This is a genomic window from Octadecabacter ascidiaceicola, assembly GCF_900185015.1.
Classification (GTDB): Bacteria; Pseudomonadota; Alphaproteobacteria; order Rhodobacterales; family Rhodobacteraceae; genus Octadecabacter; species Octadecabacter ascidiaceicola.
Genome location: NZ_FXYD01000006.1, coordinates 154,264 through 168,008, shown reverse-complemented (window position 1 = coordinate 168,008; position 13,745 = coordinate 154,264). Strand labels below are relative to the sequence as shown.

13 protein-coding genes are annotated in these 13,745 nt (G+C 55.8%); 10 read left to right on the top strand and 3 right to left on the bottom strand.

Annotated features, from left to right (window positions below):
* Positions 1-156: 156 nt before the first annotated feature.
* On the bottom strand, positions 157-558 hold the full coding sequence (locus OCA8868_RS15985) for a GNAT family N-acetyltransferase (protein ID WP_093997600.1): 402 nt from the start codon (positions 556-558) through the stop codon (positions 157-159).
* Positions 559-876: 318 nt separating this feature from the next.
* Here OCA8868_RS15985 and OCA8868_RS15980 point away from each other — a divergent pair, with 318 nt between their 5' ends.
* The 8 genes from OCA8868_RS15980 to OCA8868_RS15945 all read left to right on the top strand — a co-directional run bounded on the left by OCA8868_RS15980 (position 877) and on the right by OCA8868_RS15945 (position 9,793).
* Complete coding sequence (locus OCA8868_RS15980; RefSeq protein ID WP_093997586.1) at positions 877-2,436, top strand: 2-isopropylmalate synthase; 1,560 nt, start codon at positions 877-879, stop codon at positions 2,434-2,436.
* Positions 2,437-2,660: 224 nt separating this feature from the next.
* On the top strand, positions 2,661-3,029 hold the full coding sequence (locus OCA8868_RS15975) for a hypothetical protein (protein WP_093997585.1): 369 nt from the start codon (positions 2,661-2,663) through the stop codon (positions 3,027-3,029).
* A 113-nt stretch (positions 3,030-3,142) separates the two neighbouring features.
* Entirely contained in the window at positions 3,143-4,180 is a 1,038-nt protein-coding gene (locus OCA8868_RS15970; RefSeq protein ID WP_093997584.1) for a rod shape-determining protein, read from the top strand.
* A 15-nt stretch (positions 4,181-4,195) separates the two neighbouring features.
* Positions 4,196-5,116 (top strand): rod shape-determining protein MreC, encoded by a 921-nt coding sequence (gene mreC, locus OCA8868_RS15965; RefSeq protein ID WP_093997583.1) that lies wholly within the window; start codon positions 4,196-4,198, stop codon positions 5,114-5,116.
* A complete protein-coding gene (locus OCA8868_RS15960; protein WP_093997582.1) occupies positions 5,109-5,741 on the top strand; it encodes a rod shape-determining protein MreD in 633 nt (210 codons plus the stop codon). The genes mreC and OCA8868_RS15960 overlap by 8 nt, the downstream gene beginning before the upstream one ends.
* Before the next feature lie 10 nt (positions 5,742-5,751).
* The gene (gene mrdA / locus OCA8868_RS15955) at positions 5,752-7,716 is read left to right on the top strand and encodes a penicillin-binding protein 2 (RefSeq protein WP_093997581.1); all 1,965 of its coding nucleotides are present in this window, start codon (positions 5,752-5,754) and stop codon (positions 7,714-7,716) included.
* Positions 7,716-8,855 (top strand): rod shape-determining protein RodA, encoded by a 1,140-nt coding sequence (gene rodA / locus OCA8868_RS15950; protein ID WP_093997580.1) that lies wholly within the window; start codon positions 7,716-7,718, stop codon positions 8,853-8,855. Before mrdA ends, rodA begins: the two co-directional genes overlap by 1 nt.
* Before the next feature lie 11 nt (positions 8,856-8,866).
* The gene (locus tag OCA8868_RS15945) at positions 8,867-9,793 is read left to right on the top strand and encodes a 2-hydroxyacid dehydrogenase (RefSeq protein WP_093997579.1); all 927 of its coding nucleotides are present in this window, start codon (positions 8,867-8,869) and stop codon (positions 9,791-9,793) included.
* Between the two features lie 47 nt (positions 9,794-9,840).
* Here OCA8868_RS15945 and OCA8868_RS15940 read toward each other — a convergent pair whose 3' ends face one another.
* Positions 9,841-10,632, bottom strand: a complete 792-nt coding sequence (locus tag OCA8868_RS15940; protein ID WP_093997578.1) for an SseB family protein — start codon at positions 10,630-10,632, stop codon at positions 9,841-9,843.
* A complete protein-coding gene (locus tag OCA8868_RS15935; RefSeq protein ID WP_370738005.1) occupies positions 10,625-11,233 on the bottom strand; it encodes a uracil-DNA glycosylase family protein in 609 nt (202 codons plus the stop codon). Before OCA8868_RS15935 ends, OCA8868_RS15940 begins: the two co-directional genes overlap by 8 nt.
* A gap of 192 nt (positions 11,234-11,425) precedes the next feature.
* On the opposite strand from OCA8868_RS15935, the gene OCA8868_RS15930 reads away from it, so the two are divergent.
* Positions 11,426-12,121, top strand: coding sequence for an ABC transporter ATP-binding protein (locus OCA8868_RS15930; protein WP_093997577.1), 696 nt, complete (start codon positions 11,426-11,428; stop codon positions 12,119-12,121).
* Complete coding sequence (locus tag OCA8868_RS15925) at positions 12,063-13,733, top strand: KpsE/RkpR family capsule polysaccharide export protein (protein ID WP_093997576.1); 1,671 nt, start codon at positions 12,063-12,065, stop codon at positions 13,731-13,733. The genes OCA8868_RS15930 and OCA8868_RS15925 overlap by 59 nt, the downstream gene beginning before the upstream one ends.
* Positions 13,734-13,745: the final 12 nt, after the last annotated feature.

Below are 13,745 nucleotides of genomic sequence, written 5' to 3'. Positions count from 1 at the left end.
CCGCAAACTAGCGAAGATCTTTCCTGCACCGCAGCAAGCGTGCAAAGCCTGATCAGAAAGGCGCTCGCGCTGTGTTGAGAATCGTACTTTCTGCGCTCGCAACACATTGTTTTTCAACAGAATCGACTGAGAGCGGACTTTCGCTGCGGATACACATCACCCAACCCTCTTCCTAAACACCACACTCGTCGGCCTTTGATACCCCTCATGCGTCGTTCGCATCACCTCACGAAACCCCAGCCGTTTGAACACCGCGTGAACTTCAACCAGTTCCACACGGCTTTCCAACTCTAACCACTCATACCCCAGCGCCACCGCCCGTTCTTCGGCCAGCGCCATTAGCCCGCGCCCTACACCTCGGCGTTGGTCCAGCACCGCCAGTTTCCCGACGTACAAAACTTTCTCCTTTGGCGTCAGGACCACGGTGCCGATCACCGGGTCCCCCGCCGCCCAAACCTCGGCCTCGCCTGCTGTCCGACGCAAGCTCTCCAAGGTCATCGATTTCAGCGACGAAGGTGGGTCAATCCGCCCTTCCATCCCCGCAAACGCTGTACACATCACATCAAACGCCTCCGCTAATGCGGGATCGTCCTGAAATAGTTGGCGAAAAGGCGGATTAGGGGCAGTGCGCGTGTACATACGCAATGTGTACAGGTTGTGTACGTGTTGTGCATCGGAAATCACTGCTCGATTTTTCCGCAAATCCCCCCTTTTCAATTCCGCGCTCTGGGCTATAGTCGCCCGCATGAACACTATTGCTCATACTCAGGCCCTCCTCGGCCTCCTCCTTAGTCGCCTCTGAGCGTGCCCTTCGGCGCGACCGCTCAGAGGGTGAGACGCGCCAAGAAATACTAAGGAAATCAAGGAAATACCAAAATGACCGATCAAGTTCTGATCTTTGACACGACCCTGCGCGACGGCGAGCAATCCCCCGGCGCAACAATGTCCCACGACGAAAAGCTGGAAATCGCAGAGATGCTGGATGAAATGGGCGTCGATATTATCGAAGCCGGCTTCCCCATCGCATCCGAGGGCGACTTCAACGCCGTCTCCGAAATCGCCAAACTGTCCAAAAACGCCCAGATTTGTGGGCTTTCGCGGGCGAATTTCAAAGACATCGACCGCTGCTGGGAAGCTGTAAAGCACTCAAAACGCCCAAGAATTCATACGTTCATCGGCACCTCGCCGCTGCACCGCGCGATCCCGAACCTCGACATGGATCAAATGGCGGAACGCATCCACGACTGCGTCACCCACGCCCGCAATCTGTGTGACAACGTGCAGTGGTCCAGCATGGACGCGACCCGCACCGAATGGGATTTCTTGAAACGCACCGTAGATATCGCGATCAAGGCAGGCGCGACCACGATCAACATTCCAGACACCGTAGGCTATACCGAACCTGTGGAATCCGCCGATCTGATCAAACGTTTGATCGCCGAAGTCGACCGCGCTGACGAGGTCATTTTCTCAACCCATTGTCACAACGATCTGGGCATGGCGACGGCGAACTCGCTGGCCGCCGTTCAAGGCGGCGCGCGCCAAATTGAATGTACGATCAATGGCTTGGGCGAACGCGCCGGCAACACCGCACTCGAAGAAGTCGTCATGGCAATGAAGGTCCGCAAGGACGTTATGCCATTCCGAACCGGTGTTGATACCACCAAAATCATGAACATCTCGCGCCGCGTCGCGACTGTGTCCGGCTTCAACGTTCAGTTCAACAAAGCCATCGTCGGCAAGAACGCATTCGCCCATGAATCCGGCATCCACCAAGACGGCATGCTGAAAAACCGCGAAACGTTTGAGGTCATGCGCCCCGAGGATGTCGGCCTGTCCGGCACGTCCCTGCCGCTGGGCAAACACTCTGGCCGCGCCGCGCTGCGCGATAAGCTGGAAAAGCTGGGCTACGAGATGGGCGACAACGAACTGAAAGACGTCTTCGTACGGTTTAAAGACCTGGCAGATCGTAAAAAGGAAGTCTTTGACGACGACCTGATTGCGCTGATCCGTCAAAACGACACAGAAGATGACCGTCTGAAGCTGAAAGACCTGACCGTTATTTGTGGCATGAATGGTCCGCAAAAAGCGACGATGGTTCTTGAGGTAGACGGGGAAGATCACACGACCCAAGCCACCGGTGACGGCCCTGTTGATGCAACGTTCAACGCCGTCAAAGCCTTGTTCGACCACACGGCACGCCTGCAACTGTACCAAGTTCACGCCGTCACTGAGGGCACCGACGCGCAAGCGACAGTTTCCGTTCGCATGGAAGAAGACGGGCGCATCGCGACGGGTCAGTCAGCGGATACTGACACTGTCGTGGCATCCGCAAAGGCCTATATAAACGCGCTTAACCGATTGATTGTGAAGCGCGAAAAGACCGCTCCGGGGTCCGATACCGCAGGTATCAAGTACACGGATGCTGGCGAATAATCGCGCGCACCCTCGCCGCGGCGCTTGTCGCCGCGGCCACCCCGCTCGCCGCAGGCGCAGATACTTGCCCGACAAATGCCGAACTTGATAGCGGAATTCGCTTAACGCGGAACGACCCATTCTTTTCGACGGTGCAAACTCAAACACCCAACGGCCTAACCGAGGCCCGCGTCACACAACGAGACGGTGTGCCGCTAAGTGTGTCGTCGACCTATGCCCATCCGATGGCTGTTACCCAACGTGTCTCGAATTCCGGGACGCTAACGTTGGATTACGATGCCGACGTCTCGGGCATCGACCGGATCAATCATACAATGACTTGGACCTCAGCCGTGACGCTTGGGTCCAACGAACGGTCTATAAACACGGGTATTGTGACGATCACATACCTAAGGTCTGATACCATTCAAATCGGCACATGTACTTATGACATTTGGATTTTGCATGAAAACATGGTCCTCAATGGTCGTGACCCAATCATGGCAGAGAAAACCTATGCGCCTGATCTTGGATTAGTCTTAAGTTCAATCAGTTTGAACCCAGACAGAAGCCCCCGAAGTGGTGTGTTCTTTGACGAAATCGCGGCGGAATAACGCCGCCTAGAACGCAACACCCTCTTCCCCCCAATGCCCCCGCGCCCTATAAGCGCGCAGGTCCGTATCCACAGGGGAGTCGCGGACGAACTTTCTATGGGAACGGCACTGTAATGTTTGGCTTAGGCAATCTCTTTTCGTCTGATATGGCAATCGACCTCGGAACAGCGAACACGCTGGTCTATGTCAAAGGTAAAGGGATCGTTCTGTCGGAACCGTCCGTTGTCGCCTACCATATGAAAGACGGCATTCGTAAAGTACTGGCCGTAGGCGAAGACGCGAAACTGATGTTGGGTCGTACACCTGGATCCATCAGCGCGATCCGCCCGATGCGTGAAGGTGTTATTGCTGACTTTGATACCGCCGAAGAGATGATCAAACACTTTATTCGCAAAGTGCATAAACGATCCACCTTTTCCAAGCCGAAAATAATCGTCTGTGTGCCCCACGGCGCCACACCCGTTGAAAAACGCGCTATTCGTCAATCGGTTCTTTCCGCTGGTGCACGCCGCGCCGGCCTGATTGCAGAACCTATCGCAGCCGCCATTGGTGCCGGCATGCCGATCACTGACCCGACAGGCAACATGGTTGTCGATATCGGTGGTGGTACGACTGAGGTCGCCGTGCTGTCCCTTGGAGACATCGTTTATGCGCGTTCTGTTCGCGTTGGTGGTGACCGCATGGATGAGGCGATCATTTCCTACCTGCGCCGCCAGCATAACCTGTTGATTGGTGAATCCACAGCGGAGCGCATCAAAACATCTATCGGTACAGCACGTATGCCTGATGATGGTCGCGGTCAGTCCATGATGATCCGTGGTCGCGATTTACTGAACGGTGTGCCAAAGGAAACCGAGATTTCCCAAGCGCAGGTTGCCGAAGCCCTTGCAGAACCTGTTCAGCAGATTTGCGAAGCGGTGATGACGGCCCTTGAAGCCACGCCACCCGACCTTGCAGCGGACATCGTTGATCGCGGTGTTATGCTGACAGGTGGTGGCGCGTTGCTCGGTGAACTCGACCTTGCGCTGCGTGAACAAACGGGCCTCGCGATCTCGGTTGCGGATGAAAGCTTGAACTGTGTTGCGCTTGGAACCGGCAAGGCACTGGAATACGAGACGCAATTGCGTCACGTTATCGACTACGACAGCTAGGATTAGGGGCAGGTTTTGGCCCGCGATAGACATCAATCAGAGGATTTCGTAAGCCCCGTCCGGCGTTTGTTGGTCGGTTTGCTGGTGCTGTTCATGCTCGCGACGTTTCTTATCTGGCGGATCGACAACCCCCGCGTCGAGCGCTTTCGCATGATGGTGATTGATGCTGTAGTGCCGAACTTTGACTGGGCAATGGCACCTGTCACGGGGATCGCGAACTTATTGTCTGATTTTCAATCTTATCAACGCCTTGCCCAACAAAATTCCGATTTGCGCCGCGAACTGCAGGACATGAAAAGCTGGCGCGAAGCAGCTATTCAGCTCGACCAAGAAAACGCCCGTCTTCGGGATTTGATCAACGTCCAACTCGACCCGCAGCTTACGCGGATTACGGGGGTGGTCATGGCAGACTCAGGCTCTCCGTTCCGCCAATCAGTGCTCCTCAATGTTGGGGCGCGTGACGGTATCCTAGATGGATGGCCCGCAATGGATGGTATTGGCCTTGTCGGGCGCATTTCTGGTGTAGGCGAAGAAACGTCACGTGTGATCCTTGTGACGGACACGTCCAGCCAGATCCCTGTGACCATACAACCATCCGGTCAACGTGCCATTCTGTCGGGTGACAACACGATCAACCCGTTACTTCAATTCATCGAAGACCCCGATTTGGTTAAACCCGGAGATCGCATCGTAACCTCAGGTGATGGCGGTGTATTTCCTGCTGACCTCTTGGTGGGCCAACTCGCACGTGGCACGGATGGTCGCCAAAGGGCCCGCCTATCCGCTGACCTAGAACGCCTAGAATTCTTGCGCGTTCTACGCAGCCAGCCAAATGTGCGGATCGAAGAAGCCGGCACTTTGCTGGCGCCGACTTTCCAACCTCAGCTTCCAGAAGAGCCGGAAACAGAGACCTCTGAGGACGGGACCAATGGCTGACAATGCCCTCAGCCGCCGAAGATGGGCCGGACGCGTAACGTTCGCAGTCCTGAGCCTTTTCATTATTTTCGCGCATTTGATCCCGCTTGAAACGGTACCGCCTAGCCTTGGCGGAAGTTCATTGTTGCCCATCGAACAACGCGGTGCAACGCAAGCTGCAGAAGTTGAAATCGAAGTATTTCACGATCCCGTTCGCTGGATCGCTCCTCATTTTTTGCTTTTGCTTGCAGTAACTTGGGTAACCCGCCGTCCATCGTTCGCTCCGGTTTGGGTCATCGCGGCAGTATTCCTACTTGCCGATTTCTTGTTCCAACGCCCTCCCGGGCTATGGGCGGCATTGATGGTTATATTGACCGAAATTCTGCGCTCTCGATCACGATCTATGCGTACTCTGCCGTTCTGGTTGGAATGGGCGACTGTTGCCGTCGGAATTGTAACGATATCTGTGATCTATTGGGTCACGTTGTCGGTAGTGCTTGTTCCGCAAGGCGCGCTGGGGCTGGCATTGATCCAACTAACCCTTACATTGCTGGCATATCCACTTATCGTGTTCGTGTCTTACGCACTATTTGGCGTAAGCCGCCCGGCACCAGGTGAAACGGACGAATTAGGACACCGCATATGAGGCCGATCATATGAAAAAAGGGCCCAAGGAAACCGAGGAAGGCGCTCGACGTTTATCCCGCCGTGCCATGCTGCTTGGCTCCGCGCAGGCCGCTATTGTTGCGACTCTTGGCGCTCGAATGGCATCTATGCAGGTCGAACAGGCGGACACGTTTCGCATGCTGGCCGAAGAGAACCGCATCAATATTGGCCTGATCCCTCCAGCGCGCGGGTTGGTTTATGACATCAATGGCGTCGTGCTGGCTGACAACGAACAGCACTATTCCATCACCATGACCCGCGAAGGTGCCGGCAATGTGGATGAGGTTCTTGCTCGTCTGGACCGAATTATCGCCCTCGAACCAGAGCGTCTGGAAAAGGCCCGTGAAGAGCTAAAGGCGCGCTCGCCATTCGTCCCAGTAACCGTCGCAGAGCGCATCAGCTGGGAGGACGTTGCCCGCGTCACCGTTAACGCCCCTGCGCTTCCTGGCGTAGTTGCTGAATTGGGCCGCAGCCGCATTTATCCACAAGGGTCCGATATGGCCCATGTCGTCGGTTATGTCGGCCCTGTGTCGGACTACGACCTAAGCCAAATCGACGACCAAGACCCGCTGTTACAAATCCCGCGGTTCCAGATCGGAAAAACGATGGTCGAAAATCGTTTGGAACGCGAGTTGCGCGGGACCGCGGGGACCAAACGGGTTGAGGTCAATGCCGCAGGCCGCGTCATGCGTGAATTAGACCGAGTCGAGGGCATTCCCGGTGCTGACGTTCAGCTGACAGTGGATGCACGCCTACAAAACTACATCCAAGCGCGCCTTGACGGTGAATCTGCAGCCGCCGTTGTGATTGATGTCACGAACGGAGACGTCGTCGGGATTGGCTCCGCACCCAGCTATGACCCCAATGTCTTTGTAACTGGGATTTCAACCACATTGTGGAACGAACTCAATGAGCGGGACGTCGAAACCCGCCTTCACCGTCGTCCATTGGCCGCTAAGACCGTGCAAGGCACATATCCGCCTGGTTCAACCTTCAAGATGGTAACGGCTTTGGCCGCGCTTGAGGACGGTCAAATCGAGGCGGACGATACGGTTCGCTGTGTCGGCCATACGGACGTTTTCGATGTGCGTTTCCACTGCTGGCGCCGTTCTGGTCATGGCAACATGAACCTCAACGAAAGCCTGAAACAATCCTGCGACGTTTACTACTACGACATCGCCCAGCGCGTCGGCATCGACAAAATCGCAGCAATGGGGCGCAAACTTGGCCTTGGCGAGCGCCACGAGCTGCCAATGTCCGCCATCCGGTCCGGCCTAATGCCCGACAAAGCATGGAAACGCGAAGAGCGCGGCGAGGACTGGCGGATCGGTGACACCGTCAACGCCAGTATCGGGCAAGGTTATGTTTCGACTTCACCGCTGCAACTGGCGGTGATGACAGCCCGTATTGCGACTGGTCGCGCAGTTAAGCCTCGGCTTGTGCGGTCAATCGACGGGATCGAAGAGCCGTCAGGTGCAGGTGAAAGCCTTGGCTTGAACGAAAACAACCTGCGCCGAATTCGTGCCGCGATGTATGACGTGTCCAACCATTCTCGCGGCACGGCCTATCGAACACGCATCGCCGCCCAAGAATACCGAATGGCGGGTAAGACTGGCACGTCTCAGGTTCGCCGCATCACCGCCGACGAACGCGCACGTGGCGTAACGCGAAATTCCGACCTGCCATGGAACCGGCGCGATCACGCGCTGTTTGTGTCCTTCGCCCCCGCAGATAACCCGAAATATGCCGTTGCCGTTGTGGTCGAACACGGTGGTGGTGGCTCGACCGCCGCCGCACCAATTGCGCGCGATGTCATGCTCCAAGCACTTTATGGCGGAACGCCGCCCCTGTCCGCCTACCCCTCAGCATCACGCGGTGCAATTCAGGCACAACAACGTCGCCTCGAACCGCTATTGCGTGAAATCCGGCCTGGCCGCGACACGGACGAAGCCTGATGAGCTATCTCGCATACCAATTCAAAGACGTGCCTGTTGGGTTTCGCAAACTGCTTTACCTTAACTGGCCCGTCGTATTTTTGATCACTGCCGTTTCCGGCTTTGGCTTCCTGATGCTGTATTCCGTTGCGGGCGGATCAATGAACCCTTGGGTAACACCACAAGTTCAGCGCTTTGGTCTAGGTTTGGCCGTGATGGTGAGCATGGCAATGGTCCCCATCTGGTTCTGGCGTAACATGGCCGTTGTTGGATATTTGCTCGCGCTCGTTTTGCTGGTTGCCGTTGATATCATCGGTGTTGAACGCAATGGCTCGCAGCGCTGGCTTGACTTGCGCTTCATGGATTTCCAGCCCTCCGAAATGATGAAAATCACCCTCATCATGCTGCTGGCGGCCTATTACGATTGGCTCCCACTGAGCAAAGTCAGCAAACCCGTCTGGATCCTCGTCCCTCTTCTTTTCATCGCCGCGCCGGCCTATCTGGTTCTTAGCCAACCTGACCTTGGAACAACGATCCTCCTTGTTTCCGGCGGCGGCGCGATCATGTTCTTGGCGGGCGTCCATTGGGCTTACTTCGCGACTGTGATCGGAGGCGTGATCGGCTTGGTGACTGCCGTGTTTCAATCTCGAGGAACGGCGTGGCAGGTGTTGAAGGACTACCAATACCGCCGCATTGATACGTTCCTTGATCCCACCCAAGACCCGCTTGGGGCAGGTTATCACATCACCCAAGCCAAGATCGCACTGGGGTCCGGCGGCTGGACGGGGCGCGGATATATGCAAGGCACCCAAAGTCGGCTGAACTTCCTGCCTGAAAAACACACCGACTTTATTTTCACCACCTTGGCCGAAGAGTTCGGCTTCATCGGTGCCTTTGGCCTGCTTATCCTCTATGCATTAATCATCATCTTTTGCGTTCAATCTGCTGTGACCAACAAAGACCGCTTTGCATCCCTCATCACGATGGGCGTCGCCGTGACCTTTTTCCTGTTCTTCTCGGTTAACATGGCGATGGTCATGGGCCTTGCCCCCGTCGTTGGGGTGCCGCTTCCGCTGGTCAGCTACGGTGGCTCCGCGATGCTCGTATTGATGGTGGCATTCGGGTTGGTGCAATCCGCACATGTCCACAAACCACGTTAATTGAGGTTCCTATGATCCGTGCATTGTTTTCGGCGGGCAACCACGCTTGGCCAGAGTATCAAGAAACTCTGCCGCCAGCATTCCGCGCTGCGGGTCTTACCGTCGATCTTTCGCGCGAACATGCCCCCGAAAAGGTGGACTACATCATCGCGGCCCCCAACGGCCCCGTTCAGGACTTTACGCCCTTCACATCCTGCAAAGCGGTGCTGAACCTTTGGGCAGGTGTCGAAGACATCGTTTCGAACACAACCCTTACACAACCTCTCGCGCGGATGGTTGACCCTGGTTTGACGGATGGGATGGTGGAATGGGTTGTTGGCCACACCATGCGCCATCACCTCGGCATGGACGCGCATATCCACGGGCAAGACGGCGTTTGGCGCACGGACTACCCGCCATTGGCGCAAGATCGCCCTGTTACGGTCCTCGGCCTCGGCGCATTGGGCGCGGCTTGTGCGCAAATGCTGGCATCACTCGGGTTTCCTGTGACCGGGTGGAGCCGCTCGCAGAAAGCCCTTCAAGGCGTGAGATGCCTATCCAGCGACACGGGCCTAACCGAGGCCCTGACAGGTGCAGAAATTGTCGTTCTTCTCCTGCCTCTTACGGATGCAACGACCGATATCTTGAACGCCGGCACCCTTGCGCTCCTCGCGGACGGGGCCTTCATCATCAACCCGGGCCGCGGCCCGCTCATCGATGATGCGGCACTAATCGCTGCGCTGGACACCAACATTGCACACGCCACTTTGGATGTCTTTCGCAGGGAACCCCTGCCTGAAAACCACCCGTTCTGGAAACACCCGCAGGTCACGGTCACACCACACATAGCCTCAACAACCCGCGCTAAAACAGCCGCAACCTGCATCGCAGAAAACATCCGCCGCGGCGAAGCGGGCGAGCCGTTCTTGCACCTCGTGGATCGTTCCAAAGGCTATTAAGCCCGCTCTTTCTTTGGCTCTTAAATACTCACTGCACCGGTAGCGGATCAGTGCAGCTTTGGCGGCTTATTCGGGTCCATCCCCGGGTTCGCCCCTGGTTGGCTCGGCATTTGCGGGCTTGGCAGGTCGAACCGCAGGCCGACCTTCGCAACGCGCTCAGACACCGGATCATCGCCTTCAAGGTGCGCCACATCCAACATGCCCGCATCAATGCCCGAAAATACCAGTGCCTCGTTCACGGCAGCCGTTAACGCACCTTCCGCGCCTTCAACGGTTCCAACAAACGCCAGCATGTGCCCGCGCCCGCCCCCGTCGTAAGTCACGCCACACAAGTAGGCCTCAACCGCCAGCCCAGCCGCCGTCGCCAGTTTGCGATCCAGGGCTTCTAGCAAAACCTCGGGCAACCCTTTGGGGGCCGTAAGCTCGGTGATTTGGCCGTCCACTTCTTCCGGATCATTGCCCAGCGTTTGTGCCAGCCAATCAACCGCGTCAGCGGGCACCAGCATCGCAGAAGGTGCGACACCCATATTCAGCGCCATGCCGATACGTTGTCCCGTCAGCATCTGCGCCATCCCGCGACCGGAAAGCGCGGCGTAGGGTGCAATGTCTTTGCCGTAAAAATCGACCATGCGTTCTTCGCGATCAAAAATCAGGACGAACTCCTGCCCTTCGACCTCAAACATCGCAGGCGAAATCTGGTCGCCTTCTGCTTCACCTTCCAACAACATGAACAGCTCACTCTCCGCGAGGCGTTCATAAAACCGCAAGCGTGCGATATCGTCGGCCTCATCGGCGACCATCGCAGCATGGGCCCGGTCGATCTCTGTTACATCAGTCATTCAAAACCTCTTTCACTCGGGCACGCAGGGCCGGCAAAACCTCTTCCCCGAACCACGGATTCTTCTTTAACCATCCGGTATTGCGCCAAGACGGATGAGGCAAGACAAAGGTGTCCGGCGCGTGTTCACGCCACCCTGCCACGGTTTCTGTCACGCCCCGTTTGACTCCCAAATGATACTTATGCGCCGAGGCCCCGACCAATACCCGCAACCGCACTTGGTTAAGCTCTGCCATCACGCGGTCATGCCATGTCTGGCCGCAAATCCGCGGCGGCGGCAGGTCAGATCCTTTGGCGTTATAGCCTGGAAAACAAAACGCCATCGGAACAATCGCAACGCGGGATTGGTCATAGAAATCAGCTTCATCCAGTCCCAGCCAGTCGCGCAATCTATCACCCGAAGGGTCCGTAAAGGGCCGCCCGCTTTTGTGAACTTTCATTCCGGGGGCTTGCCCGGCAATCAACATCCGCGCAGAGCTGGAAAACCACACCACTGGGCGCGGTTCATGTGCGGTTTCGGTTGCGTTAAACCGCTCGGCACATATTCGGCAGTTATTGATTTCAGCGCTTAGTGTCATTTGCGTCAAATTACGTGAAACCATCCCAATAACCAGCGAACACAGGCAATTTCGCGCGTCTTCACTCTCATTCCAAACAATAGCGTTGTAAATTAAAGGACAGCACCGACATATTATAGCCAGATTGTTCTCTTATTGGAGACAATGAAGGGGTAATCTGTCACGTAAGGCAGGAATACGAATTTCAGCCCCGAACCGAGGTAGTATAGGCATTCAATGCTTGAGTTTGTGAACGTCAGTAAGTCCTTTTGGACCGGCACCCAGCGCAAGGTTATCCTTGATCGCGCGAATTTTCGTGTGGAACTGGGAAACTCTCTCGGGATTTTAGCGCCAAACGGCACCGGCAAAACGACGATCATCAATATGATGGCGGGGCTGGAAAAACCTGATGAAGGTCAAGTAAACCGCACTTGCCGCGTGTCGTTCCCGCTTGGGTTTATGGGCGGCGTCGTGAACCGCCACACAGCTATGGAAAACAGCCGCTATATCGCGCGGCTCTATGGCCTAGATCCCGACTATGTCGAAGCGTTTTGTCGCTGGATGACTGGAATCGAAGAATACTTCGATATGCCTATCGGCACCTACTCTTCTGGTATGAAGTCACGTTTTACGTTTTCGTTGATGCTTGCACTGGATTTTGACATCTACCTCATTGACGAAGGCATGCCCCAAACCACTGATGCGGAATTCAACCGCAAAGCTGGTGAGGTTCTTAGGGAACGGCTGGCGACCACGACGGTCATCATCGTTTCACACCAAGCGGCAACGCTTGAAAAATTCGCCCGATCAGCCGCTGTCCTTCGGGATGGTCAGTTGATCATGTTTGACACCTTGGAAGAAGCGAAACAGCTCTATGACTACGAAACCCAAGGCACAGAAATTCCGGATACGACGCGGCTCCAGCACGGCTAACGCCACCGCTTCTTCGTCCAATCCGATGCCCGAAACGGCCGCCCCGAATTCACCATCGGCGCAGGGCCATTCTCAAAGTGCGGCCAATACTGCCCCTAATGCGGTGTCTGGTGCAGTGGACAGTCCGAACACAGTGTCTGCTGAAACAGACATCGACGCGATCCGCCAAGAAGGGCTGACGGGGCGCCAATTGCGCATGGCCCGTCGTGTCGCACAGAAAAACGGCCTCGCAGTGACATCCGATTTTGATGCTGTGCGTCAACTTCGCCAGCAAGGTATTGATCCCTTCCAGCGTGCTAATGTGCTTGAACTCGTCACCCCTAATGACGGACAGACCAATGCAGCATCGGGCCAAATGCGGGCCGCTACAGCTAAGGTTCCTGCACATCAAGCGAGAGTGCAGTTGCCCCAAACCGTGCAACGAAAGCAAAGCCTACCGTCAACGCAACTAGGCCCGGGTGAAAACCCTGCCGAGCGTCGTGCCAGCGAAATCAGCCGTATCCAGCGCGACATCGCAAGACGCCGCCGCCGCAATATCATGTCCTTGTTGGGGCGTTTGGCAATGTTCGTTCTTCTGCCAACCATCGCTGCAAGCTTTTATTTCTACACAATCGCAACACCGATGTACGGCACCAAATCCGAATTCATTATCCAACAGGCTGACAACCAAGGTAGTGGTGGCTTGGGCAGCTTGTTCCAAGGAACTGGCCTTGCCACGCAAACAGACAGCACTACGGTGCAGTCCTACATGACTTCACGAGAAGCGTTTTTGCGTCTGGATGAAGACTACGGATTCGTCGAGCATTTCTCTGATCCTAATATTGATGCGATCCAACGCTTAGACGAAGGGGCTACACGTGAAACAGCCTATGCAATGTTCCAAGACCACGTTCAGATCGGGTTAGACCCGACAGAAGGCATTCTCAAAATGGAGGTCATCGCCGCGGATCCTGTGAAAAGTCAGGAATTCTCCGAGGCCCTGATCGCGTATGCCGAAGAACAAGTCGATCAGCTGACCCAACGTGTACGTGAGGACCAGATGTCAGGCGCGCGTACGAATTATGAATTGGCCCGCCAAAACCGCGAAGCGGCCTTAGCTGAACTGGTCGCCATTCAACAGGAAACCGAACAAGGTCCCGTCGGCGCCGAACAGGCTGCATTGCAGCAACGTATCACATCCCTTCAGGTCGAACTCGATCAGGAACAGTTGAATCTTGCCGGATTCGCAAACGTGAGCCGCCCCAATGAAGCGCAAGTGCGAGCAACGGAAAACAGTATTGAGCAGATCGAAAACCAAATCGCTTTGCTCAGAAGTCAAATGTCTAGCGGCGGTTCCTTGATCACAAACGATGCACGTTTGCGAGTCGCAGAAGAAAACTACGCCTTTGAAGTCGTGAACGTCCAAACGGCACAAGCCACGCTGTCCACGGCTGAGATCGAAGCCAACCGTCAGGTACGTTATCTGTCCGTTTCCGTCGCCCCGATCGCGCCAGACGAGCCCACCTACCCACGGGCGTTTGAGAACACGTTTTTGGCCTTCCTGATTTTCTCAGGCATCTATTTGATGATCTCGCTAACGGCCTCAATTCTGCGCGAACAGGTCAGCTCGTAAATAGCGATCAAA

Bases quoted from the DNA above. Each gene is read 5' to 3' on its own strand.
- OCA8868_RS15975 (WP_093997585.1), top strand. From the start codon at position 2,661: ATGGCTGTTACCCAACGTGTCTCGAATTCCGGGACGCTAACGTTGGAT.
- OCA8868_RS15985 (WP_093997600.1), bottom strand. From the start codon at position 558: ATGTGTACAGCGTTTGCGGGGATGGAAGGGCGGATTGACCCACCTTCG.
- rodA (WP_093997580.1), top strand. From the start codon at position 7,716: ATGAGCTATCTCGCATACCAATTCAAAGACGTGCCTGTTGGGTTTCGC.
- OCA8868_RS15970 (WP_093997584.1), top strand. From the start codon at position 3,143: ATGTTTGGCTTAGGCAATCTCTTTTCGTCTGATATGGCAATCGACCTC.
- OCA8868_RS15930 (WP_093997577.1), top strand. From the start codon at position 11,426: ATGCTTGAGTTTGTGAACGTCAGTAAGTCCTTTTGGACCGGCACCCAG.
- mrdA (WP_093997581.1), top strand. From the start codon at position 5,752: ATGAAAAAAGGGCCCAAGGAAACCGAGGAAGGCGCTCGACGTTTATCC.
- OCA8868_RS15980 (WP_093997586.1), top strand. From the start codon at position 877: ATGACCGATCAAGTTCTGATCTTTGACACGACCCTGCGCGACGGCGAG.
- OCA8868_RS15940 (WP_093997578.1), bottom strand. From the start codon at position 10,632: ATGACTGATGTAACAGAGATCGACCGGGCCCATGCTGCGATGGTCGCC.
- OCA8868_RS15960 (WP_093997582.1), top strand. From the start codon at position 5,109: ATGGCTGACAATGCCCTCAGCCGCCGAAGATGGGCCGGACGCGTAACG.
- OCA8868_RS15925 (WP_093997576.1), top strand. From the start codon at position 12,063: ATGACTACGAAACCCAAGGCACAGAAATTCCGGATACGACGCGGCTCC.
- OCA8868_RS15935 (WP_370738005.1), bottom strand. From the start codon at position 11,233: ATGGTTTCACGTAATTTGACGCAAATGACACTAAGCGCTGAAATCAAT.
- OCA8868_RS15945 (WP_093997579.1), top strand. From the start codon at position 8,867: ATGATCCGTGCATTGTTTTCGGCGGGCAACCACGCTTGGCCAGAGTAT.